Raw genomic sequence first — 23,054 nt, forward strand, 5'->3', positions numbered from 1 at the left:
CCAGCGAGAACATGCCATGACATTCACCGACCTGTTCGTGCGCCGGCCTGTGCTGGCGCTGGTGGTCAGCACCCTGATCCTGTTGCTTGGGCTGCTGTCGCTGCTGCAGTTGCCGATCCGCCAGTACCCGCTGCTGGAAAGCTCGACCATCACCGTGACCACTGAATACCCCGGCGCCCCGGCCGAGCTGATGCAGGGCTTCGTCACCCAGCCGATCGCCCAGGCGGTGTCGTCGGTGGAAGGCATCGACTACCTGTCGTCCTCCTCGGTCCAGGGCCGCAGCCTGGTGACCGTGCGCATGGAGCTCAACCGCGACTCGACCCAGGCGCTGACCGAGGTGATGGCCAAGGTCAACCAGGTGCGTTACCGCCTGCCGGAGCGCGCCTACGATCCGGTGATCGAGCGCTCGGCCGGCGAGTCGACGGCGGTGGCCTATATCGGCTTCGCCAGCCCGAGCCTGCCGATCCCGGCCATGACCGACTACCTCACGCGGGTGGTCGAGCCGTTGCTCAGCACCATCGAGGGCGTGGCCAAGGTCCAGGTGTTCGGCGGCCAGACCCTGTCGATGCGCCTGTGGATCGACCCGGCGCGCCTGGCCGCCCGGGGCCTGACCGCCGCCGACGTGGCCGAGGCGGTACGGCGCAACAACTATCAGGCGGCGCCCGGCAAGGTGAAGGGCCAATATGTGATTGCCAATATCCGCGTCGACACCGACCTGACCTCGGTCGGCGACTTCCGTGAGCTGGTGATCCGCAACGACGGCAATGGCCTGGTGCGCATCCGTGACATCGGCACCGTCGAGCTCGGCGCCGCCTCGGCCGAGACCAGCGCCAGCATGGACGGCGTACCGGCGGTGCACCTGGGCCTGTTCGCCACCCCGGGCGGCAACCCGCTGGTGATCGTCGAGGGCATCCGCCAGCTGTTGCCGCAGATTCGCCAGACCCTGCCGCCGGACGTCAAGGCCGAGCTTGCCTTCGAGACGGCGCGCTTCATCCAGGCCTCCATCGACGAGGTCACCAAGACCTTGCTCGAAGCCCTGGCGATCGTGGTGGTGGTCATCTACCTGTGCCTGGGTTCGCTGCGCACGGTGCTGATCCCGGTGGTGACCATTCCCCTGTCGATGCTAGGCGCGGCGGCGCTGATGCTGGTGTTCGGCTTCAGCATCAACCTGCTCACCCTGCTGGCCATGGTGCTGGCCGTGGGACTGGTGGTGGATGATGCCATCGTCGTGGTGGAGAACGTCCATCGTCATATCGAGGAGGGGCGCACGCCGGTGGCGGCGGCGTTGATCGGAGCCCGCGAGGTGGCCGGGCCGGTGATCGCCATGACCATCACCCTGGCCGCGGTGTACGCGCCGATCGGCATGATGGGCGGGCTGACCGGCGCGCTGTTCCGCGAGTTCGCCCTGACCCTGGCCGGCGCGGTGGTGGTCTCCGGCGTGGTGGCCCTGACCCTGTCGCCGGTGATGAGCTCGTTCCTGCTCGATGCGCGCCAGTCCGAAGGGCGCATGGCCCATGCCGCCAACCGCTTCTTCGACTGGCTGGCCGAGCGCTATGCCCACGTACTGGGATTTTCGCTGAAGCACCGCTGGATCAGCGTCGGCTTCGCCTTGCTGGTGCTGGTCAGCCTGCCGCTGCTGTACAGCCTGCCGCAGCGCGAGCTGGCGCCGACCGAGGACCAGGCCGGGCTGCTCACCGCGATCAAGGCGCCGCAGCATGCCAACCTGGCCTATGTCGAACGTTTTGCCGACAAGCTCGACGCGGTCTACCGCACCCTGCCGGAGACCGTCAGCACCTGGATCATCAACGGCAGCGACGGCATCGCCTCGGGCATCGGCGGCATCAACCTGCAACCGTGGGACGAGCGCGCGCGCAACGCCTCGCAGATCCAGCTCGACCTGCAGGCGGCGGTCAACGATGTCGAGGGCACCAGCATCTTCGCCTTCCAGCTGCCGGCGCTGCCGGGCTCCACCGGTGGACTGCCGGTGCAGATGGTGTTGCGCAGCTCCCAGGACTACCGGGTGCTGTTCGACACCATGGAGCAGGTCAAGGCCAAGGCCCGGCAGAGCGGCCTGTTCGCCGTGGTCGACAGCGACCTGGACTACAACAACCCGGTGGTGCAGGTGCGGGTCGACCGGGCCAAGGCCAACAGCATGGGTATCCGCATGCAGGACATCGGCGAGTCGCTGGCGGTGCTGGTGGGGGAGAACTACCTCAACCGTTTCGGCCTCGACGGCCGTTCCTACGACGTCATCGCCCAGAGCCCGCGTGACCAGCGCCTGACCCCGCAGGCCCTGACCCGACAGTACGTGCGCAGCGAGGAGGGCCGGCTGGTGCCGCTGTCCACCGTGGTGCAGGTCAGCGAGCAGGTCGAGCCCAACCGCCTGACCCAGTTCAACCAGCAGAACGCGGCGACCTTCCAGGGCATCCCGGCGGCCGGGGTCACCCTGGGCGACACCGTGGCCTTCCTTGAACAGGTCGCGGCTGAATTGCCTGTTGGCTTCAGCATCGACTGGCAGTCCGACGCCCGCCAGTACCAGCAGGAGGGCAACGCCCTGATGCTGGCCTTCCTCGCCGCCGTGGTGGTGATCTACCTGGTGCTGGCGGCGCAGTACGAGAGCCTGGTCGATCCGCTGATCATCCTGATCACCGTGCCGCTGTCGATCAGCGGCGCGCTGCTGCCCCTGGCGCTGGGGGTGGCCACGGTGAACATCTACACGCAGATCGGCCTGGTGACGCTGATCGGGCTGATCAGCAAGCATGGCATCCTCATGGTCGAGTTCGCCAACACCCTGCAGGCCGAGCAGCACCTGGACCGGCGCACGGCGATCGGCAAGGCGGCGCAGATCCGCTTGCGGCCGATCCTGATGACCACGGCGGCCATGGTGGTGGGGCTGATCCCGCTGCTGTTCGCCTCGGGCGCCGGCGCCGCCAGCCGGTTCGGGCTGGGCGTGGTGATCGTCACCGGGATGCTGGTGGGGACCTTGTTCACCCTGTTCGTGCTGCCGACCATCTACAGCCTGCTGGCCCGTGACCATGCCAGCACCGCGCGTTCGGCGCGGGCGCGGTCGTTGGCCGAAACCCTGGAGGGCCAGCCATGAAGCCTGTATTCGTCGTTTCCCTGATGGCCCTGGCCTTGACTGCGTGCAGCGTCGGCCCCGACTACCAGAAGGCCGAGGTACCGGCCACTGGCGTGCACAGCCCGCAGCGCGCGGCCTTCGCCGCCCGTGGCGAGTTGCCGGCGCAGTGGTGGCGGTTCTTCGACGACCCGCAGTTGGTGCGCCTGGTCGACCAGGCCCTGGCCAACAACCACGACATCCGCCAGGCCCACGCCAACCTGCTGGCGGCGCGGGCGCTGTTCGACGACCGCAGCCTCGACCGCTATCCCTGGGTCACTGCCCGCGCCGGCTACAACCAGAGTCTGGAGCAGCAGCAACCGGCCGATGGCAGCGACCCACGACGCATGCGCACCGAGCAGTACCGCGCCGGTTTCGACGTGCAGTGGGAGATCGACCTGTTCGGGCGCCTGCAACGCCTGACCGACGCCGCCGAGGCTCGCGCCGACGCGGCGGCGGCGGACCTGCGCCAGGCGCGGCTGAGTATCGCCGCGGAGGTGGCCCGCAACTACTACCTCCAGCTTGGGCTCAAACGCAGCCTGACCGTGGCCGAGGACCAGGTCGAGGCCTGGCGCGAGACCCTGCAACTGACCAGCGCCCAGGTGCGCGCCGGCAGTGGCCAGTACGAAGACCAGCAGAACGCCCACGCCAACCTGTTGCTCAGCGAGGCGGCGGTGCCGCCGTTGCAGGCGGCGATCCAGCAGGCCAGCTACCGCCTCGACGTGCTGACCGGACAGGTGCCGGGCAGCCAGGAGCAGGGCGCCGCGCCGTTCCTGCCGCCGTTGGCGCGCCAGTTGCCGTTGGGCGATGTCGACGCATTGATCGGCCAGCGCCCCGATGTTGTCAGCGCCGAGCGTGAGCTGGCAGCCAGCACCGAGGACGTCGGCGCGGCCACCGCCGAGCTGTATCCGCGCCTGGACCTGGGCGGCTTCATCGGCTTCTTCGCCCTGCGCAGCGGCGACCTGGGCAGTGCCGCCCGTGCCTACGAGCTGGCGCCGGTGGTGACCTGGCCGGCGCTGCGCCTGGGCAACGCCCGAGCCCGCCTGCGGGTGCGCGAGGCGCTGGCCGAGGGCAGCCAGGCACGCTACCAGCAGGCCGTGCTGCTGGCCCGCGAAGAGGTGGAAAACGCGGTGACGCAACTGGTGCGCAACCAGGCACGGCTGCAAAGCCTGGTGGCCTCCGCCGGCCACGGCAGCGAGGCCATCGACATTGCCAACAAGCGCTACCGGCGCGGCGCGGGGACCTACCTGGCGGTGCTGGAGAACCAGCGTGCGCTGTTCTCGATCAAGCGCGAGGTGGCCGAAGCGGAGACGGCCTCGTACCTGGATGCGATTGCGCTGTACAAGGCGTTGGGGTGGGGGAGTGCGGCCCAGTAGCACCTGTCGGTCATTCATGTCGTACTAACAGGGCTGGCAACCATGGCCTGTCAGGCATGGCCACGTTGCAACAGATGTAGGAGCGGATTCATCCGCGATGCGCCGCGCGGGCGGCGCTCGATCTTGAGTGCCGCGCAATGCTATCGTCGAGCGCCCCTAATTTTCCCCCAGCGTCCTTCGTTTTCATGGAAGCCGCCCTGCGCCCGGCGCGTTCGGCACTCATCATTCAAGGAGACAGGCAATGACTTCCGTTTTCGACCGCGACGATATCCAGTTCCAGGTAGTGGTCAACCACGAAGAGCAGTATTCCATCTGGCCCGACTACAAGGCGATCCCCAACGGCTGGCGCGCGGTGGGCAAGAGCGGCCTGAAGAAGGACTGCCTGGCCTACATCGATGAGGTCTGGACCGACATGCGCCCACTGAGCCTGCGCCAGAAGATGGCCGAAGCCGCGGCGCAGTAAGCCGGTGTCGAGCCTGAACCTGCTGTGCCTGCCGTACTCCGGCGCCAGCGCCATGGTCTACAGCCGCTGGCGGCGCAAGTTGCCGGCCTGGCTGCAGGTGCGCCCGGTGGAACTGCCCGGTCGCGGCGCACGCATGGGCGATGACCTGCACACCGACCTGCGCGGCCTGGCCCGGCAGCTGGCCCATGAGCAGCGCGCCGCCACCCAGGCACCCTACGCCCTGCTCGGGCACAGCCTGGGGGCGCTGGTCGCCTTCGAGTTGGCCCACGAGCTGCGGGCGCTGGGCTGTCCACCGCCGTTGGCGCTGTTCGCCAGTGGTACCGCGGCGCCGACCCGCCGCGAGGACTACGCCGGCGGCAAGTGGACCGAACCCCGTGGCGACGCCGAGCTGATCGCCGAACTGCGCAAGCTGGGCGGCACCCCCGAGGAAGTACTGGCCAACCAGGAGCTGATGAGCCTGACCCTGCCGATCGTGCAAGCGGACTTCCTGCTTTGCGGCCGCTACGCCTACCAGCAGCGCCAGCCATTGCAATGCCCGCTGCACGTGCTTGCCGGCGAGGATGATCGCGCCAGTGACGAACAGTTGCAGGCCTGGGGACGGGAGACTGTTGGCGCGCATTCGCTGGAGAAGTTTCCCGGCGGGCATTTCTTCATCCACGAGCAGGAAGACCGGGTGCTCGACGTACTCTGTCGGACCCTGGAGCCGCTGCGGCTCTGTGCCTGAGCGGCGGTTGCCGTCGCGTTGTAGCGCCGCTTCAAACGTGGCTTAGCTGTTTTCCCTGCGTTGGGTTGGTCGCTGGTTCTCCGGCGACCAGGCCTGATATTTTTGCCAGTTGCAGGCCTGTTGTGTTGCACGCAGAGTCATACGGATAGACAACTCGTTCAGGAGTTTTCATGCCGGACTCGACCATCACCTCGAATATTGCATTGCTGGCAACCGACCGGCATGGCTCGGTATTGCGTCAGCATGCAGTACAGGCCAGCCCCCCGACGCCCTACACAGCATTCGGGTTCCGGCCTATTGCCAATGAACTGCCCTCGGTGCTTGGGTTCAATGGCCAACTGCAAGATCTGAAGACCGGAATGTATCTGCTTGGTAATGGCTACCGGGTGTACAGCCCGATGTTGATGCGTTTCTTGTCACCAGACAGCCTGAGTCCCTTTGGCGAGGGGGGGCCAAACGCTTACGTTTATTGCAGCGGAGATCCAGTGAACGCTGTCGATCCATCAGGGCACACGCGTACCTACAAGATAAAGATAAAGATCAAGATCGACCGTACCAGCGGCCCAGTTCCCGGCGGAGAGTATGTCCCTAGCCGACAACAGGCCTCAAACCGCACTGGAGATACCGTGAGTCTCGTGCATGAAGCGCAATCCTACGAGGCTACGTCGCACGTGGAAAACCTTTATGTGTTCGAGTCCGGTGACGGTAAACCCATCTATGTCCTCGCGTTTCACGTAAAGGAAATGCAGGAAATAGCTGGTCGTTGGGAAGCGATAGCTAGGGAGGGGACTGATAGCGAAGGCGCTTTGGATGCCTTGACCAGCCGGACTAAGGAAATAGCAAAGATGGGTGCAAGCCTATATAAACAAGCGGCTGATCGCGAAAATAGAAACGTGAATTTTGTGCAGGATAACAATCCGCTGGTCAGGGAAAGCTGAGGTCTACATCTAATATCAGCGAAGGGAGTCATTCACGGTGCGCAGCGCGGGCAACGCTTCGTCTCACCGCTTTCTATCACTTTCCGCAAGTATCCAAGCCTCGATTCAGGCACGGCCCTATGTATGCGGAACAGCCTTGACCATCCCCGCATACTGCGCCTTCAAATGCCCCTGCTCATCCAGCAAATACGCATCCATCACCTCCCGCACCACCGGCCCCGCCACCCGACCTCCAGCCTCGCCGTTTTCGATCATCACCGCCACCACCATCGCCGGGTGCTCGGCCGGGGCGAAGCCGACGAACAGGGCGTTGTCGCGGTGGCGCTCGAGGGTCTTGTTGCGGTTGTAGCGTTCACCCTGCTTGATCGCCACCACCTGCGCCGTGCCGCTCTTGCCGGCGATGCGGTACTGCGCGCCGGCGGCGGCGGCGCGGGCGATGCCGCGCGGGTCGTGCATGACCATCTGCATGCCCTGGCTGACCTGGTCCCAGGCGTGCCGGTCGTGCAGCACGATATCCGGCATCGGGTTGGGGTCGACCGGCGCCTGGCCGCCGATGGTCAGCGCCAGGTGCGGGCGGTGCCAGGCGCCCTTGCTGGCCAAGAGGCTGGTGGCCTGGGCCAGTTGCAGCGGCGTGACCTGCATGTAGCCCTGGCCGATGCCGAGGATCAGCGTCTCGCCGGGGAACCAGGCCTGACGCCGGGTAGCGCGCTTCCAGGCCTGTGACGGCATCAGCCCGGGGGCTTCCTCGAACATGTCCAGCGAGACCTTCTGGCCCAGGCCGAACTCGGCCATGTAGTCGTGCAGGCGGTCGATGCCCAGCTTGTGCGCCAGGTCGTAGAAGTAGGTGTCGTTGGAGCGCATGATCGCCGTGTACATGTCCACCCAGCCATCGCCCGTGCGGTTCCAGTTGCGGTACTTGTGGTCGTAGTTGGGCAGCTCGTAGTAGCCGGGGTCGAAGACCCGGCTGGCGGGGTTGATCACGCCGCTGTCGAGGCCGGCGATGGCCACCTCGGGCTTGACCGTCGAGCCGGGGGCGTACAGCCCGCGCAGCACGCGGTTGAACAGCGGCCGGTCGATGGAATCGCGCAGGGCGGCGTACTGCCTGTAGCTGATGCCCTTGACGAACAGGTTGGGGTCGAAGGCCGGGTTGCTGACCATGGCCAGCACATCGCCGTTGGCCGGGTCGAGCACCACCACCGCGCCGCGCCGGTCGCCCAGGGCTTTCTCGGCGGCCTGCTGCAGATGGGCGTCGAGGCTCAGCACGATGTCCTTGCCCGGCACCGGGTCGTGGTGGTTGAGCACGCGCATCACCCGGCCCTGGGCGTTGGTCTCGACTTCCTCGTAACCCACCTGGCCGTGCAGTTCGTTCTCGTAGAATCGTTCGATACCGGTCTTGCCGATCGACTGGGTGCCGCGGTAGGCGGTGCTGTCGAGGGCCTTGGCTTCCTTTTCGTTGATGCGCCCGACGTAGCCCACCGAATGGGCGAAGTGCTCGGCCAGCGGGTATTCGCGGATGAACTGCGGCTCGACCTCCAGCCCCGGCAGGCGGAACTGGTTGACCGCGATCAGGGCGATCTGCTCTTCGCTCAGGCCCACCAGCAGGGTCACCGGCTCGAACGGCTTGCGTCCGCGGCGCAGGTCCTTGTCGAACTGCTGGCGGTCGTCCTCGGACAGCGTGAGGATCTGCGCCAGGCTGTCGAGCACCCGCGCCGGGTCGCCAGCCCGCTCGCGGGTCATGGTCAGGTTGAAGCTGGGCTTGTTGTCGGCCAGCACCACGCCGTTGCGGTCATAGATCAGGCCGCGTTCCGGTGGAATCGGCAGCACGTGCACGCGGTTGTTCTCCGACACCGCGCTCTGCTGGTCGTGCTGCAGCACCTGGAGCACATAGAGCCGACCCACCAGCACCGCCACCAGGCTCATCACCAGCAGGGCGCAGGCCAGCAACCGGCGGTTGACCAGGTGCTTTTCCTTTTCGTGGTCCTTGAGGGGAATGGGCTGGGGCATGGGCTTCGTGGTGTCACGCAATGGGGTCGCGATGCTACGCGGGCGGGCAGGGGGGGCTCAAGGCGAGCCCAGCCGCGCAGCCTCCACGCAACGCCGCTCGGCCCCGCTTCCAGGGGGCTGGCGGCAAATATGAAGTTTCCTTCATGGAACGCTGGGAACGATCGGATTTGTGCCGAAGGGATGGGATTTGTCAGAATACGCGACAAGTAATCATTATCATTCGCAAGGTAATCCATGCAGTCGGCTCTTGCTTCCCATGCCCCGGTGCGCATCCTCGCCAACGAGGACAGCGACGGCAACCCGCTGTCGGTGGTGCCGGAGTACACCGTCAACACCATGTTCGACTGGCAGGTGACCGAGGCCCTGTCGTTGAGCCTGACCGGCACCTACTACGGCAAGCAGGAGCCGCGGCGGTTCAATCCGACCCGCGAGGTCAGCGTCACGGCGCAGAACGAGCTGAAGACCCTTGATCCGTACCATGTCTGGGGCATCGGTGGCACTTACGCGCTGAGCAAGAACCTGTCGTTCGGCGCCGGCATCAGCAACCTGTTCGACAAGCGCGTGTACCGCGAAGGGGCGGGGACCAGCGCCGGCGCCGCCACCTACAACGAGCCGGGGCGCGCGTTCTATGCGTCGGTGACCACCTCGTTCTGATGACAAGCGGGGCTGCTGCGCAGCCCTTTCGCGGCACAAGGCCGCTCCTACAGAGGGACGTGATCTTCTGTAGGAGCGGCCTTGTGCCGCGAAAGGGGCGCAACGCGCCCCCAAGGATTGCAAACCGTGAATCTCTCCTGGCCCATGCTCTCGCGCATCGTCGCCGCCGTGCTGTTGGCGCTGATCGGCTTCTGGCCGCAACTGCCGCAGCGCCTGGGATGAAGCAGAAAACCATCACCCAATCCCTTTCATGGCTGCACACCTGTTGCGGTTTGCTGTTCGCCAACTTTCTCATCGGCACCCCGGTCGCTGCGGCCTGGCGTGACGTGGCTATTCGTGGTGCGGTTCGCCCAGGAAGGTCAATGAGCTGAACAGGCTCTGTTGCGCCACGGGGGAACCTTCGGGCAAAGGCTGCGTGGCTTGGGCGGCAATGATGTTCAGGCCCGCGTTGCGCACCTTGATCAGCGCCCGGCCGTCAGCGCCGGTCGTGGCGCTGACCTGATCAGGCGCGCCCCGGTAGTCGCCCTGCAGGGGAATACCCGGCGCGGGCTTGCCGTCGATCAGGACCTGCACTTCCAGCAGGTTGCCGGGCCCCACCTTGAGCGGGTCGCTCAGCGGCACGATGGCCAGGCGCAGCATGTCCAGCTTGGGCAAACGGGCGCTGCCCTGGTAGATGGCCAGGCTGTACTTGAAGCTGTGAGTCGAGGCGATGGCATCCTTGACCTGGTTGCGGTCCTGGTTGACCCATTGTTTGTCCGGGCGCTGTGACCACGGTCCGTTGTCCAGTACCACGGCCAGCGCCGCGGGCGGGGAGAGCGGTTGCAGGCGAGCATGGTCGGCCAGGCGCTCGACGCTGACCGGAATCACCTTGCCGGCGCTGTCGAACGCCCAGGCGCGCTTGATCTTCTCGGCCTTGTAGGCGTCATCCTCGGCGCCATGGCCGTATACCGCCTCGATATTGCCGCGTCGCTGCTCGGTCCACAGGCCGTGGGCGCCGGCGTCGGCGCTGATGGTCATGGCCAGCAGGGCGGCCAGTTTCAGTGATGGATGCATGACAGTCCCTTGAATCAGAGGTTTAGAGGTTCAGGGTCAGGCTTACGCTGACGTTGCGCGGATCGCCCGGCAGCACCCACGAACTGTTGTACGAACGTTCGTAGTACTTGCGATCAAAGAGGTTGTTGAGGTTCAGCCCCACGGTGACCTGTTCGCTTGCCTTGTAGTGCGCCAGCAGGTCGACCGTGCTGTAGGCATCCAGGGTGAAGTGGCTGCCGGCCTGGCCGGAGCGCTCGCCGACATAGTTGAACGCCGCGCCGATGTCCGAGCCGCGCAGGGCGCCGTCCTGGAACTCGTACACGCCCATCACGCTGCCACTGTTGCGGGCAATGCCCAGCAAGTCGCTGCCCTTGGGCAGGGCCGCGTCGCCCTTGGTGACCTCGGCATCGATGTAGGCGTAGGCACCGATCACCCGCACCGCGTCGGTCAGTTGGCCGCTGAACTGCAGGTCCAGCCCCTGGCTGCGCGCTTCGCCCGCCGCCACGCTTTCGCCGAGTGCGTCGGTGGTGATGACGTTTTCCTTGTCGATATGGAACAGCGCGATGGTCGCGCCCAGGCGGTTGTCTAGCAGGTCGAGCTTTAGTCCGGTCTCGTAGCCCAGGCCTTTTTCAGGCTTGTAGACCTGGCCCTGGGTGCCGATGGTGTTGGGCTTGAACGAGGTCGAGGCGTTGGCGAACACGCCCACTTGCGGGGTCAGTTGGTACAGCAGCCCTACGCGCGGCGTGGCGACATCCTTCGCCTGGCTGTTGCTGACCCCGGTGGAGCGGTTCTGCGCAGTCTGTTCGATGCGCTCCAGACGCACACCGAGCAGGCCGCGCAGGCGCTCGGTGAAGGCGATCTGGTCCTGCAGGTTGAGGGCATGGCTTTCGGTGCGTTCGAAGAAGTCGTTGGCCCGTGTGAGCGCCGGCTTGGGCTTGCCGTACACCGGGTTGTAGATGTCCAGGCCATAGCCTGCCGAGGTCGCGCTTTGCGGGTATTTCTGGCTGTTGCGGTAGTTTTCGTATTCAAGCCCGATCAGGCTCTGGTGCTGCCAGCCGAGCAGCTGGAACTGGCCGTGCAGCTCGGCCTGGGTGATGTTGTCGTTCCACTCGAAGTCACGCTCGCGGTAGAAGCGGGTGAGGGTGTTGCCGACCAGGGCCTGGGGCTCGGAGCTGTTGCCCTTGAGCGTGCCCTGGGTGTAGTGGTTGGCCAGACGCAGCTTCCAGTCGTCGTTGAGAAAGTGCTCCAGCGCCAGGTCGAGGGTCTGGTTGTCGTTGCGGATCTTGCCGTCGTTGGGTTCGCCCATGAAGGCCGAGCGCGGCACCGAACCCATCTGGCCGTTGACCGCCGGAATGCCCCGATCAAACACCGATTCGGTGCGCGAAAACTCGGCATCGAGCATCACCCGGGTGTCCGGCGACAGCTGCCAGCTCAGCGACGGGCTGACGATGCGTCGTTCACTGTTCACGTGATCGCGGAAACTGCCGTTGTCCTCGACCGCCAGGTTGATCCGGCCCAGCAGGTTGCCTTCGCTGTCCAGGGGCGCGTTGGCATCCAGGGCGGTGCGGTAGCGGTCCCAGCTGCCCGCGCTCAGGCTGAGGGTGCTGAAGGTCTCGGCCTGGGGGCGCTTGCTGACGATATTGACCAGCCCGCCAGGGTCGCCACGGCCATAGAGGCTGGCGGCCGGGCCCTTGAGCACTTCGATGCGCTCGATGCTGGAGGTGTCCGGGGAACTGTAGCTGCCGCGGTTGATGGCAAAGCCGTTCTTGTACAGCTCGCCGGTGGTGAAGCCGCGCACGCTGTAGTTGAGGAAGGTCAGGCCGCCGAAGTTGTTCTGCCGCGACACGCCGCCGGCGAAATCCAGGGCGCGGTCGATGCGGGTGGTGTTGAGGTCCTTGATCACCTGGGCGGGCACCACCTGGATGCTCTGCGGGGTGTCGCGGATATCGCTGTCGGTGCGGGTGGCGGTGGCCGAGCGGGTGGCGCGATAGCCTTGCACCGGGCCGTCGGCACGCTCTTCGAGGTAGGCGTCGGTGATCGAGGTTTCCTCCAGCAGCAGGGGTTGGGCTGCCGAGAGGGGTTGGCCGAACAGGCCCAGGGTGAGGCCGGCCAGAAGCGGTGCGCGAGGGTTCACGAGGGATCTCCAATTAATATGTAATAACGTAACATTTAAGATTGCTCTGACGCCATAGGGAGCTGTGGTTTACGGCGTGATTGTCAGATGGGAATGATTCGCGTTATCGTAATGTTATTACGTAACTGGAGGTTCTCATGCAAGTACTGTCCTCACTCAAGCAGGCCAAGCGCCGTCATCGTGATTGCCAGGTGGTCAAGCGTCGTGGCCGGATCTATGTGATCTGCAAGTCCAATCCGCGGTTCAAGGCCCGACAGGGCGGGGTGAAGAAGAAGCGGGGGTAGCACGCGGCTCCGTTAAGAGTTGTAGGCGTTATAGCGTGGGAGCGGGCTTGACCCGCGATCACCGGCAAAGCCGGTGCCATACAACCATCGCGGGGCAAGTCGCATCGGCGCACCGCCGCTCCCACGAGAGCCCGCCGAGAATGCTGCATGCTCGATGCAGACGCTACCGGAGCGTCCTGCGCAAACGCCGCCAACCCAGCACCACACCACTGAGGGCAATCACCAGTCCACCGCTACTCAGGACGATGATCAGCCCTTCCCGCAACAGCGGCCGCGCCAGCAGCGGTTGCCAGTCCCAGCTGTGCAACAGGTTGAACAACCAGCGGCCGGTGCGTTGCGCCCGGTCGTGGCTGGTCACCAGCATGCCGCTGGCCGGGTCCATGTAGGCCCAGGTGCCGGCCGGGTCGTCGAAGCGCAGGCGCAGCACAGGTAACGGCCTGGACTGGAAACCGTACATGCTCTGCGGATCGCGGGCGAAGTAGTGGAAGTCGTAGGCGGTCTGCCAGTCGTCTTGCACCGCAATGCCCGGGGCCATGACCTGCGCGGCCGTCAGCAGACGTTGCCGGGCAAACGCCCGGGCCGGTGGCGCGCCGGCTTCAAGGATGCGGCTGTCGCCGTTGGCGTTGCGTGCCACCAGGTAGGTGACGTCGGCCAGGCGCTGCCACTGCAACTCGACGGCATTGAAGCCTGCCTCATCGCGCAACCGCGCCAACGCGGTGGCGATCGGCAGCTTGAGGTCGGCGGCGCGCAGCGGGCCGGGTTGCAGGGCGATCTGCGAACGGCTGTCGGTCAGGCCCCAGGGGCGCATCGACATCAGGCCACTGAACACCCACAACACCAGCACGCCGCCGAACAGCAGCCCGCCGATGTGGTGCCAGCGCAGCCAGCCGCTCGGGTAAGGGCTGCACGAGCCGCTGCGATAGCGCTTGCGCAAGCGTAGGCGCAGGATGCCCACCGCGATGCCCAGGACCGCCATCAGCGTGCCGAGCACGGACAGGCCGATCACCAGCGTGCGCCAGCCGTTGTCGAAGCCGAACCCGCCGCGCAAGGGATAGAGCCAGTGCAGCCAGGCACCGACCCAGTTCCAGGCGCGCTCCTGCGCGGTGGCGTCGCGGACCACTTCACCGCTGCGCCCGGACAGGTACAGCCAGGTGCCGGCGGCATCGTCCACCCGCACCCGGTGCAAGGGCCGGTCACCGTCCAGTGCCCGGGAGTGGGTCCACATGTCCTCGTCCACCGTGCCCTGGTAGGCCAGTGCCGCGTCACCGGCGTACTGCCGGGCATTGGCCAGGGCCCAGGCGGCATCGGCCTGAGCCAGGGACGCGCCGCTGGCGGCATCGAGGGTGACGCGGCGCCCGTCGGCCAGCTCCAGCAGGTAGTGCGCCCGCCCGCCCAGGCTGGTCAGGTGCAGTGCCTTCAACGGCTGCTGCGCCCACTGCGCCGGCAACTCGGCGCAGCAACCCGCCGGCAGTGCCGGCAGGTGGGCCAGGCGCTCGGCCGGGGTCAACTTGGGGTAGCCGACATACAGCATGACCACCCCGGAGACGAACCACAGCGCCATGAACAGGCAGGCGACGATACCCAGCCAGCGGTGCCACAGGTACAGCTGGCGTTTCAGGCCCATCAGTAGCGCCACTGCACAGCGACTTCCAGGCTGCGCGGCTCACCCAGGTAGTACTGGGTGTTGGTCTGGTGGATGAAGCGGGCGTAGACCTCGTCGGTGAGGTTGCGCAGCCGCGCGCTGAGCTGCACGTGCTGGTCCAGGTCGTGGGTCATCGACAGCCCGTAGACGGTGTACGACGGCACCCAGGCGGTGTTGGCGGTATTGGCGTACACCGACGACACATAGCGGGCGTCGGCGCCGACCTGCCAACCCGGCGCCAGGTCGTAGGTCAGCCACAGGTTGGCGACCCGGTCGGGGATGTTCACCGGGTTCTTGCCCTTGCGCGAGTACACCACGCCGCCGATGGTCTCGTTGAACTCGTCGTACTCGGCGTTGACCCAGCTGAAGTTGCCCGCCGCCAGCAGCTTGGGCGTGACCTTGAACGAGGCCGCCAGCTCGATGCCGGTGGACGTCTGCTGGCCCGCCTGCTCGGTGGTGTTGGGCACGGTCGAGGAGGGCACCGAGATGTTCTTGCGCACGATGCGATAGGCCGCTGCAGTGGCCGAGCCGCGCCCATCGAGGAAGTCGAACTTGCTGCCCACTTCCACCTGGCGGCCGGTGCTCAGGTCGAAGTCGCCGACCTGGCTGATCGAGGCGCCGGTGAGCGAGCCTCCCGGCGGCTCGGCCGAGGTGCTGTACTGGGTGTACAGGCTGACATTGGGCGTCAGCTCGTAGACCAGGCCCAGGCGGCCGGTGAAGGCGTCCCAGCGCCGGTCCAGCTTGGCCCGGGTCACGTGGTCGACCACGTCGAAGTCGATATGGTCGTAGCGCAGCGCGGTGATCAGCGACAGCTGGTCGGTCAGGCGGGTGCGGTTTTCGACGAAGCCCGCGGTGGTGTCGGTGTTGGTGCTGCGGCCTTTGGCCCGCGGCGCGTCCATGCCGGGGATGTCGAGGAAGTGATCAGGTTGGAAGCCGTTCGGGTCGATGCGGTCGAAGGCACCCTTGGACAGCGGGTAGTTGGTCTGCTGGTTGCGGTTGTAGTCCACGCCGAACGCCCAGTCGCTGGCCAGGCCGAACAGCTGGCCCTGGTGGGTCAGCTCGACGCGGTTGCCGTTGACCTCCTGGTCGTGGCGCTGGCGGTAGCCGCCGGAGCGGTCGATGGCGGTGTTGCCGGCGTTGTAGCGGTACACCTCGAGGTTGCGGTAATCGCGCTGGCCGTTGTAGTGGTAGAAGGTGTTGCGCAGCTGGTTGCTGTCATCGATGCGGTAGTCGGTGATCGAGCGCAGCCAGCGCGTGCGCTGCTCGTAGCGGCCGTCCTCGACGTTGTAGTTGTTGAAGCGATTGTGCTTGTCGATATGCAGGGTGCCGACCGCCGGCTGCAGCACCGGCGAGCCCCAGTACGGGCTGTCCTCTTTTTCTTCCAGGTACTCGATGGCCAGGGTGTGCGACAACTGGTCGTTGATGTCGCTGAGCAGCGAGAAGGCCAGGTTGCCGGCCCCGTTCTCCTGGCGGTCGATATAGCCATTGGTGCTGGTGCGGCTGTAGTCGAGCCGGGCGTAGTGGCGTGGGCCGTCGCCGCTGTTGAGCGCCTTGTTGAAGCCGACCGAGGTCTCCATCGTGTCGTAGCGGCCATAGCTGACGCGGCCTTCGAAGGTATCCTCGTCGCGGTTGGCCAGCTTGGTGATCATGTTCAGGCTGCCGCCGACGGCGCCGCTGCCGTTGAGGAACGACGAGGGGCCGCCGAGCAGTTCGACGCGGTCGTAGATCCACGCCCCGACCGGTCGCCCGGCAGCGCCGTACTGCAGGTTGATGCCATTGAACAGCTGGCTGACCTGGGCACCGTTGAAGCCGCGGTACGACACGTAGCCGCCCCAGCCGGGCGGTGCCGAAGCGTTGACCCCGGGCAGGGCGTTGGCGGCGTCCTGGAAGTTGCGCGCGCCGATGCGTTCCATGGTCTTGCGGTCGGCGACGCTGACCGAGGCGGGGTTCTCGCGGGCGCTGAGGTTCAGTCGCGAGCCGCTTTCGATAGGCCGGTCAAGGTCCAGGGTGGTGGCTTCTTTGGGTTGGTCGGCGGTGGCCGTGACGTTGCTGGCGGGCAGGGTCAGGGTGTCTTCCTGCGCCCAGGCGCAGGTTGCGCTGCCAACGAGCAGCGCCAAAGTGGTCATGCGAAACATGCAAGGCTTCCTGGCTGAAATCGGTGAGCGCACGCCCGCTGCCGATCAGGCAGCGCAGGGCGTGGCGATGTCAGAACGCGAGAAGCGAAGCAGGAGAGGCGCGCGGATTGACCAGTGGCCAGCGCTGCTTGGGCAGGGGTGGCGCGGGTTGCCTGGGTAAGGGTTTGCTCGACTCCCCGGCGAGCAAGGCCAGCAGGCCGAAGAACACCGCCAGCAGGGTGGCGCTGAACAGGCTGGCGATCACGCAGTCGCCGCCGGCGGGCAGCACCGGGTCGCTGATGTCCTGGTCGCCCTTGAACACGCCGCTGCTGTCGGCCGCGCACCAGGCGGCGTCATCCAGGCCGGCCAGGCGCAAGCCCGCCATCTGTCCATGGCCCATGGCGCACAGCAACGAGCCGAACAGGATGCTGAAATACAGCACCCAGGCGACTTGCGATCGTGTGTGGCGGGCCAGCTTCATCGGCAAAGCTCGAAGGGAATGAGAATAGGTTCGGCGTGCGGATTCTACAGCGTTTGAAACATCTGCCTAGAGTGCTCGGCCGATAAAAAACATTCGAATCGATTCACCTGGCTGGCTTGACGCCTCTCGGCCCCAGGTGTTCAGATGCCGACCGATTTCAGGTGTCCCATGCCGCCGCGCATGGGGTGAAACGGGAAACCGGTACGCGCTTCGCGCCAGTCCGGTGCTGCCCCCGCAACGGTATGCAAGTGATGCCTTCGACAGACCACTGTGGCCAGTGCGCCATGGGAAGGTGAAGGTGTCTTGTCTTGCGAGCCCGGAGACCGGCCTGGAATGTGGTAGGCAAACTCCTGCGGTGGGCGGGCATGGGCCGGTATTGGCTGTGCGCGATCCCTGCTCCTGCGTGCTTCTGCGAAAGTCACTTTCGAGAAGAGCATGATTGCTGTGATTCACTCCCGACGTTTCTCCCCCAAGGCCCGGACCCTGCTTCTGGGCTGCCTGGCCAGCCCCCTGGCACTGGCCGAAAACACCCCTCTGATCCTCGACCAGCAGATCGTCGCCGCGCCCTCGGTGGAGTCGACCACGGTCGCCGCCATGGCCCAGTACGGCAGCAAGGTCGAGATCGTCAGCCGCGAGCAGATCGAGCGCGCCGGCCCCGGCGCCGACATCACCCGGGTGATGCAGATGTTCATCCCCGGCTTCTACGTCGCGCCGAAGAACGGCCCGTTCGACTACGGCACCTACTCGCTGCTGGGCGGGCGCAACGACGACACCTTGATCCTGCTCGACGGCGTGCGCCTGAACAACCGCCTGTACGGTGGCCTGTACCTGGACACCCTGCCGGCCAACGCGGTGGAGCGCATCGAGGTGCTCAAGGGCGGCCAGAGCCTGTTGTTCGGCACCCAGGCGGTGGCGGGGGTGATCAATATCGTCACCCGCAGCCCGCAGCGCCGCGAGGCTTCGGGGGAGGTCAACCTGGGCCTGGACAGCTTCGCCGGCAACAGCAAGGACGCCCGCGTCGAGCGGATCTTCAGCAATGGTTTCGGCGACCTGGGGCTGCTGGCCTATGTCAGTCACAACGTCTCCGACGGCTACCAACCGTTTCGCAACCGTGACTACAGCGGCAACGTCAGCGACAAGAAACGCGGCTACGAGGTAACCACCTTCGGCGGCAAGGCGATCCAGGCCTTCGGCGACGATACGCGGCTGGAGCTGTTCTACCAGTACACCGACGCCAACCTCGATTTCGCCCGGCCGGTGAACAACTACAAGACCACCAATGACCGCGTGCAGCAGATCGCCACCGCCACCTTCGAGCAGCGCCTCAACGAGCGCCTGAGCTACTTCGTCAAGGGCCATGTCAACGACTGGGACACCCGCTACACCCGCATCAACAACCGCGCCGACGGCAGCCGCAACGTGGTCAACCACAACGACTACTGGGGCTTCACCGACTGGGGTGTGCAGGCCGAGGGCAAGGCCGAGCTCGACGGCGGCCATGTGCTGGTGTTCGGTTCCGACAACCAGTGGTTCAAGGGCCAGGACGACGTGCTGGTGATCGACGACAACAAGGCCCAGGCCAATGCGCTGTATGCCCAGCTGCGACCGAGGATCGAGGCCCTGCCGAACTGGCACCCGAGCCTCGGCGTGCGCCACGAGGCCATGAGCGGCGGCGACAGCGCCACGGTGGGCATGCTCACCTCGCTGTACGACCTGAACGACAACTGGCAGCTGCGCGGCCAGTACGGCAGCGCCTACAAGCTGCCCAACGCCGAGCAGCTGTTCGTCAACGAGCCTGGCGACGAGATCGGCAACCGCGACCTCAAGCCCGAGAAGAGCCGCAATGCCGAGCTTGGCCTGGACTACCACGGCCTGCTGCTGGCGCGTGAGTTCAGCGCCAGCGTCACCGTGTTCCGGCGCAAGATCACCGACCTGATCACCCTGGACGGCAGCCAGTGGGTGAATGGCCAGGGGCAGGTGCAGATGCGTGGTTTCGAGGCCGATGCACGTATCCAGCTCGACGACCAATGGAGCCTGCAGGCCGACATGACCCGTAACCTCACCGAGTCGCGTACCGGGGCGACGATCAACGACGTGCCGAGTTTCTTCGCCCGCTCGCGGCTCGGCTACGAATCGGCAGACCGCAGGTGGGGTGCCGGAGGGGCCATTCGCTACATTCGCGATGTGGTCAGCTCCAAGGGCGTCGACTACGGCCATTACTCGGTGGTCGACGCCGATGCCTATCGCTACCTGGACGGCGCCCGCCAGCACCGGCTGAGCCTGCTGGTGGAGAACCTGTTCGACCGCGACTATGTCACCAGCCGGGCGAGCAATGTCGACAACCTCGGGCGGCCGTTCACCAGCGAACTGCGGTACACCTACACCTTCTGAGGGGCGTGAGCATGGACTATCAGCGTGTGCTGTTCGTGGGCCCCGGTCTGGCGAGTGGCTCGGTGGCCGAGGCGTTCGGCGCCGAGGTTCGCGACCTGCGTGGCCGCGAGGCGGACCGGGATATCGTCGATACCCTGGAGGGCTTCGACGGGTTGTGGGTGGTTATCCGCGAGGCCCTTGACCTGGGCATTGAGCGCTTGCTGGTAGTGGACCTGGAACCCACCTCGGACAGCGCCTACCTCGACTGGCTGCGCGATGAACTGGGGCGCCTGGCGCAAGGTCGCGCCGGCATCTGGGTCACGGCCCAGGCCCTGGGTCGGCGCGGGCTGGATGCTCGGGCGGCGTGTGCCAGCGTCGGCGAGCATGCCCGTCACCTGCCATGCGACCAGGTCAACGCGGTGGCCAGCGATCCGGACTGGTCGCGGATACCCGAGCATGCCCGCCAGGTGTTCCTGTGCACCGGCCCACGCTGCGTGCGGCGCGGTGCCTTGCCATTGTGGAAACGCCTGCGTCGCCAGTTGCTGGAGCGTGACCTGATCGAGACGCCGGGCGGCGTGCTGCTGACTCGCACGGGGTGCCAGTTCCCCTGCAACCTGGGGCCAGTGCTGACGGTGCACCCGGACGGCTGCTGGTATCGGGTACGTGATGATCGGGAGGTGGAGGAATTGGTGGAAACGCATCTAGAGGGCGGAAGGATCGCCGAAAGATTGCTGATCAAGGGAGGGACATGCGATGCGTAAAGCCTGGTTGCTGTCGCTGGCCCTGTGCTGTGGCACACCGGCCCTGGCCGAGAGCTTTCGCAACTGCGGGCAGGACTGGCAACGGCCTGCGGCGACGCCTGCGCGTATCGTCGCCCTCAACCAGCACGCGGCCGACCTGCTGCTCGCCCTCGGTGCGGGGCCGTCGATGGTCGGGGTGGCCTACCTGGACGACAACGGCGTCGCCTACAAGCAGGGCCGCTACCAGGGCGTGCCGGTGATCGCCCGGGAGTATCCGGCCAGCGAGGTGCTGTACGCGCAAAGGCCGGACCTGGTGGTCGGTGGATTCGCCACGGCTTTCGGCGATGGGGTCAGCTCGCGAACCCGGCTGGCCGGCAACGGGATCGCCACCTACCTGCTCGAGTCGGCCTGTGCCGGTCATTCCCTGGACTACTACGCCCATGTCCGGCGTGACCTGACCCTCCTTGGCGAAATGCTCGGCAGGCAGGCGAGGGCGCAGGCGTTGATCGAGGCGATGGAGGCGGACCTGACGCGGGCCAGGGCGATCGCGCCTGTCGGCAAGCCGCTGTCGGTGTTCTACCTCGACAGCGAGGTCCGGGGGCTGGACAGCGAAGGCGGGCGGGGTTTCGTCACGCCGTTGCTGGCCGCCGCCGGGGCGCGCAATGTGCTCGGCGGGATTGACCAGTACCGGGTGACGGTCAACCGCGAGGCGCTGCTGAGCAGCGACCCCGATGTGATCCTGCTGGCCGACGCCCTGTGGTCGCCGGCCAGCCGCAAGCGTCAGCTGCTGACCCGCGACCCGGTGCTCTCGAGCCTGCGGGCGGTGCGCGAGAATCGCATGATCGATATCCCGTTCACCGAGCTGGTACCCACGCCGGCCAGCGGGCGGGTGGCCCTGGAACTGGCGCGGCGGCTCAGGGAAGTGGCTGTCCCATAGCTGGCCCGCCCTGATCGCGAAGCTTGGCGTGGGAGCGGGCCTGCCCCGCGATGGGCTGGGTGCTACTCGCCGATGACCAACTGACGCGCCAGCTGGTTGTGCCGCTCCAGTACCCGCGGCAGGTCGACGGTGGTGATGCGCCCACCCTGAACCACCACACGCCCGTTGATCACGCTGGTGTCGACATGGGTCGGGGTGCAGAACACCAGCGCCGCCAGCGGGTCGTGCAGGGCGCCGGCATAGGCCACATGGCCAAGGTCGAAGGCGACGAAGTCGGCGACCATGCCCGGGGCGAGGGCGCCGATATCGTTGCGGTTGAGCACCTTGGCGCCGCCCAGGGTGGCAATCTCCAGCGCCTCGCGGGCAGTCATCGCATCCGGCCCGAAGCCGACCCGTTGCAGCAACAGCGCCTGGCGCACCTCGCCGATCATGCTGGCGCCGTCGTTGGACGCCGAACCATCGACCCCCAGGCCCACCGGCACGCCGTGGTCGCGCATCTTGCGGATCGGCGCGATGCCTGAGGCCAGGCGCATGTTCGAGCACGGGCAGTGGGCGACCCCGGTGCCGGTGCGGGCGAACAGCTCGATGCCGTGCTGGTCGAGCTGCACGCAGTGGGCGTGCCAGACGTCGTGGCCGACCCAGCCCAGGTCCTCGGCGTACTCGGCCGGGGTCATGCCGAACTTCTCGCGGCTGTAGGCGATATCGTTGACGTTCTCGGCCAGGTGGGTGTGCAGCGACACGCCATACTGGCGGGCCAGAACCGCCGCCTCGCGCATCAGGTCGCGGCTGACCGAGAACGGCGAGCAGGGCGCCACCACCACGCGCAGCATCGAGCCGTGGCTGGCATCGTGGTAGTCCTCGATCAAGCGCTGTGACTCCTTGAGGATGTCGCTTTCCTTCTCCACCACCGAGTCCGGCGGCAGGCCGCCCTGGCTGCGGCCGACGCTCATGCTGCCGCGCGCGGCGTGGAAGCGCATGCCGATCTCCTCGGCGGCGTGGATGCTGTCGTCGAGCTTGCAGCCGTTGGGGTAGATGTACAGGTGGTCGCTGGAGGTGGTGCAGCCCGAGAGGATCAGCTCGGCCATGGCCGTCTGGGTCGATACCGAGATCATCTCCGGGGTCAGCCGCGCCCAGATCGGGTAGAGGTTGGTCAGCCAGTTGAACAGTTCGCCGTCCTGGGCCGCCGGCACCACGCGGGTGAGGCTCTGGTACATGTGGTGGTGGGTGTTGACCAGGCCCGGGATGACCACCTTGCCGGTCATGTCGAGGATCACGTCGGCGTGTTGCGGCAGGGTATCGCTGGGGCCGACCTGCCTGATCACATTGTCTTCGATATAGAGGCCGCCGCGTTTGATCTCGCGGCGTTCGCCGTCCATGGTCACCAGCAGTTCGGCGTTCTTGACCAGTAGTGTCTTGGGCATGGGTGTCCCTCCCGCTTGGGGTGTGTTTTCTGATTGTAGGGAAGCGTCAGGCGCCGTGGCGAAGCCCGGCGTCGAAGGCTGGAGCAGAACCGCGCACGCGCAGGATCGGCCCTGGCGAGGGCGTATCGGGCGTGTGGGTCGATGGCAGCAGGGCGGATGCGGCGTTCAGGACGCACGGCATTCGAGAAGGGGGCCCGGGGAGGTTGGGCGATAGCGGATGTCGCATGGCTTGAGCCTGTCGCAATACGCAACGGCGATGACCGTTGTCGTAGGCGTGAGGCAGTGTAAACAGAATTTCTTTTTTTTGTATACGAGTTTTTTGCCGCAATTCTGACGACTGCGGGACGGGCCACTCTCATGGAACAAACTTGATTTAGCTTGACCCTGTGGGAGCGGGTTTATCGGACCGCCGCACCGCCGTGAAGAATCCAGCGCGGTGTATGGCACCGGCTGCGCCGGTGTTCGCGGCGGTGCGGCGGTCCGACAAGCCCGCTCCCACGGGGATCGCGCCAGATTCTAAAAATTGAGCAAGACAGTTGCTCCCACAATGATTCAGGGCATGATTGATGTCGTTGCGCCAGCATGCGACTGTCTCGCTACCAGCCACTGTCACAGGCCGGCAGGT

The 23,054-nt window shown here is 66.2% G+C and carries 17 protein-coding genes and 1 riboswitch; of the genes, 10 read left to right on the forward strand and 7 right to left on the reverse strand.

What is annotated here, in order from left to right:
• Positions 1 to 16 precede the first annotated feature (16 nt).
• The 5 genes from POF53_RS08175 to POF53_RS08195 all read left to right on the forward strand — a co-directional run bounded on the left by POF53_RS08175 (position 17) and on the right by POF53_RS08195 (position 6,616).
• Positions 17 to 3,100 (forward strand): MexW/MexI family multidrug efflux RND transporter permease subunit, encoded by a 3,084-nt coding sequence (locus tag POF53_RS08175; RefSeq protein WP_498967171.1) that lies wholly within the window; start codon positions 17 to 19, stop codon positions 3,098 to 3,100.
• Positions 3,097 to 4,491 carry an efflux transporter outer membrane subunit gene (locus tag POF53_RS08180; protein ID WP_475858776.1) on the forward strand — a complete coding sequence of 465 codons (1,395 nt, stop codon included), beginning with the start codon at positions 3,097 to 3,099 and terminating at the stop codon, positions 4,489 to 4,491. The genes POF53_RS08175 and POF53_RS08180 overlap by 4 nt, the downstream gene beginning before the upstream one ends.
• A gap of 241 nt (positions 4,492 to 4,732) precedes the next feature.
• A complete protein-coding gene (locus tag POF53_RS08185; protein WP_003256222.1) occupies positions 4,733 to 4,954 on the forward strand; it encodes an MbtH family protein in 222 nt (73 codons plus the stop codon).
• Positions 4,955 to 4,958: 4 nt separating this feature from the next.
• The gene (locus tag POF53_RS08190) at positions 4,959 to 5,678 is read left to right on the forward strand and encodes a thioesterase II family protein (RefSeq protein WP_498967175.1); all 720 of its coding nucleotides are present in this window, start codon (positions 4,959 to 4,961) and stop codon (positions 5,676 to 5,678) included.
• Between the two features lie 170 nt (positions 5,679 to 5,848).
• Positions 5,849 to 6,616 carry an RHS repeat-associated core domain-containing protein gene (locus POF53_RS08195; protein WP_232856122.1) on the forward strand — a complete coding sequence of 256 codons (768 nt, stop codon included), beginning with the start codon at positions 5,849 to 5,851 and terminating at the stop codon, positions 6,614 to 6,616.
• Positions 6,617 to 6,733: 117 nt separating this feature from the next.
• Here the strand turns inward: POF53_RS08195 and mrdA are convergent, their stop codons facing one another.
• Positions 6,734 to 8,620, reverse strand: coding sequence for a penicillin-binding protein 2 (mrdA, locus tag POF53_RS08200; RefSeq protein WP_498967177.1), 1,887 nt, complete (start codon positions 8,618 to 8,620; stop codon positions 6,734 to 6,736).
• A gap of 234 nt (positions 8,621 to 8,854) precedes the next feature.
• Here mrdA and POF53_RS08205 point away from each other — a divergent pair, with 234 nt between their 5' ends.
• Entirely contained in the window at positions 8,855 to 9,274 is a 420-nt protein-coding gene (locus POF53_RS08205) for a TonB-dependent receptor domain-containing protein (protein ID WP_498967179.1), read from the forward strand.
• A gap of 330 nt (positions 9,275 to 9,604) precedes the next feature.
• On the opposite strand, the gene POF53_RS08210 is transcribed toward POF53_RS08205, so the two are convergent.
• A complete protein-coding gene (locus POF53_RS08210; RefSeq protein WP_498967181.1) occupies positions 9,605 to 10,327 on the reverse strand; it encodes a DUF4198 domain-containing protein in 723 nt (240 codons plus the stop codon).
• A 22-nt stretch (positions 10,328 to 10,349) separates the two neighbouring features.
• On the reverse strand, positions 10,350 to 12,440 hold the full coding sequence (locus tag POF53_RS08215) for a TonB-dependent siderophore receptor (RefSeq protein WP_498967183.1): 2,091 nt from the start codon (positions 12,438 to 12,440) through the stop codon (positions 10,350 to 10,352).
• A 137-nt stretch (positions 12,441 to 12,577) separates the two neighbouring features.
• On the opposite strand from POF53_RS08215, the gene ykgO reads away from it, so the two are divergent.
• Complete coding sequence (gene ykgO, locus POF53_RS08220) at positions 12,578 to 12,724, forward strand: type B 50S ribosomal protein L36 (RefSeq protein WP_023632134.1); 147 nt, start codon at positions 12,578 to 12,580, stop codon at positions 12,722 to 12,724.
• 163 nt (positions 12,725 to 12,887) lie between these two features.
• Here the strand turns inward: ykgO and POF53_RS08225 are convergent, their stop codons facing one another.
• From POF53_RS08225 to POF53_RS08235, 3 genes are all read right to left on the reverse strand, one after another.
• Positions 12,888 to 14,348 carry a PepSY domain-containing protein gene (locus POF53_RS08225; RefSeq protein ID WP_498967185.1) on the reverse strand — a complete coding sequence of 487 codons (1,461 nt, stop codon included), beginning with the start codon at positions 14,346 to 14,348 and terminating at the stop codon, positions 12,888 to 12,890.
• The gene (locus tag POF53_RS08230; protein ID WP_498967187.1) at positions 14,348 to 16,501 is read right to left on the reverse strand and encodes a TonB-dependent receptor; all 2,154 of its coding nucleotides are present in this window, start codon (positions 16,499 to 16,501) and stop codon (positions 14,348 to 14,350) included. The genes POF53_RS08225 and POF53_RS08230 overlap by 1 nt, the downstream gene beginning before the upstream one ends.
• A 70-nt stretch (positions 16,502 to 16,571) precedes the next feature.
• Complete coding sequence (locus POF53_RS08235) at positions 16,572 to 16,961, reverse strand: DUF2946 family protein (RefSeq protein ID WP_203652483.1); 390 nt, start codon at positions 16,959 to 16,961, stop codon at positions 16,572 to 16,574.
• 142 nt (positions 16,962 to 17,103) lie between these two features.
• Positions 17,104 to 17,307, forward strand: a riboswitch (cobalamin riboswitch).
• An 89-nt stretch (positions 17,308 to 17,396) separates the two neighbouring features.
• Here POF53_RS08235 and POF53_RS08240 point away from each other — a divergent pair.
• From POF53_RS08240 to POF53_RS08250, 3 genes are read left to right on the forward strand one after another with little or no spacing between them, the layout of a single operon-like run.
• Positions 17,397 to 19,352 carry a TonB-dependent receptor plug domain-containing protein gene (locus POF53_RS08240; RefSeq protein WP_498967189.1) on the forward strand — a complete coding sequence of 652 codons (1,956 nt, stop codon included), beginning with the start codon at positions 17,397 to 17,399 and terminating at the stop codon, positions 19,350 to 19,352.
• 11 nt (positions 19,353 to 19,363) lie between these two features.
• Positions 19,364 to 20,092 carry a (2Fe-2S) ferredoxin domain-containing protein gene (locus tag POF53_RS08245; protein WP_498967191.1) on the forward strand — a complete coding sequence of 243 codons (729 nt, stop codon included), beginning with the start codon at positions 19,364 to 19,366 and terminating at the stop codon, positions 20,090 to 20,092.
• A complete protein-coding gene (locus POF53_RS08250) occupies positions 20,085 to 21,008 on the forward strand; it encodes an ABC transporter substrate-binding protein (protein WP_498967193.1) in 924 nt (307 codons plus the stop codon). The genes POF53_RS08245 and POF53_RS08250 overlap by 8 nt, the downstream gene beginning before the upstream one ends.
• Before the next feature lie 62 nt (positions 21,009 to 21,070).
• Here the strand turns inward: POF53_RS08250 and POF53_RS08255 are convergent, their stop codons facing one another.
• Positions 21,071 to 22,429, reverse strand: a complete 1,359-nt coding sequence (locus tag POF53_RS08255; protein WP_050706082.1) for an 8-oxoguanine deaminase — start codon at positions 22,427 to 22,429, stop codon at positions 21,071 to 21,073.
• Between the last annotated feature and the right edge of the window lie 625 nt (positions 22,430 to 23,054).

Origin of the sequence: Mitsuaria sp. RG (assembly GCF_028369275.1) — a bacterium.
GTDB classification, from domain to species: domain Bacteria; phylum Pseudomonadota; class Gammaproteobacteria; order Pseudomonadales; family Pseudomonadaceae; genus Aquipseudomonas; species Aquipseudomonas peradeniyensis.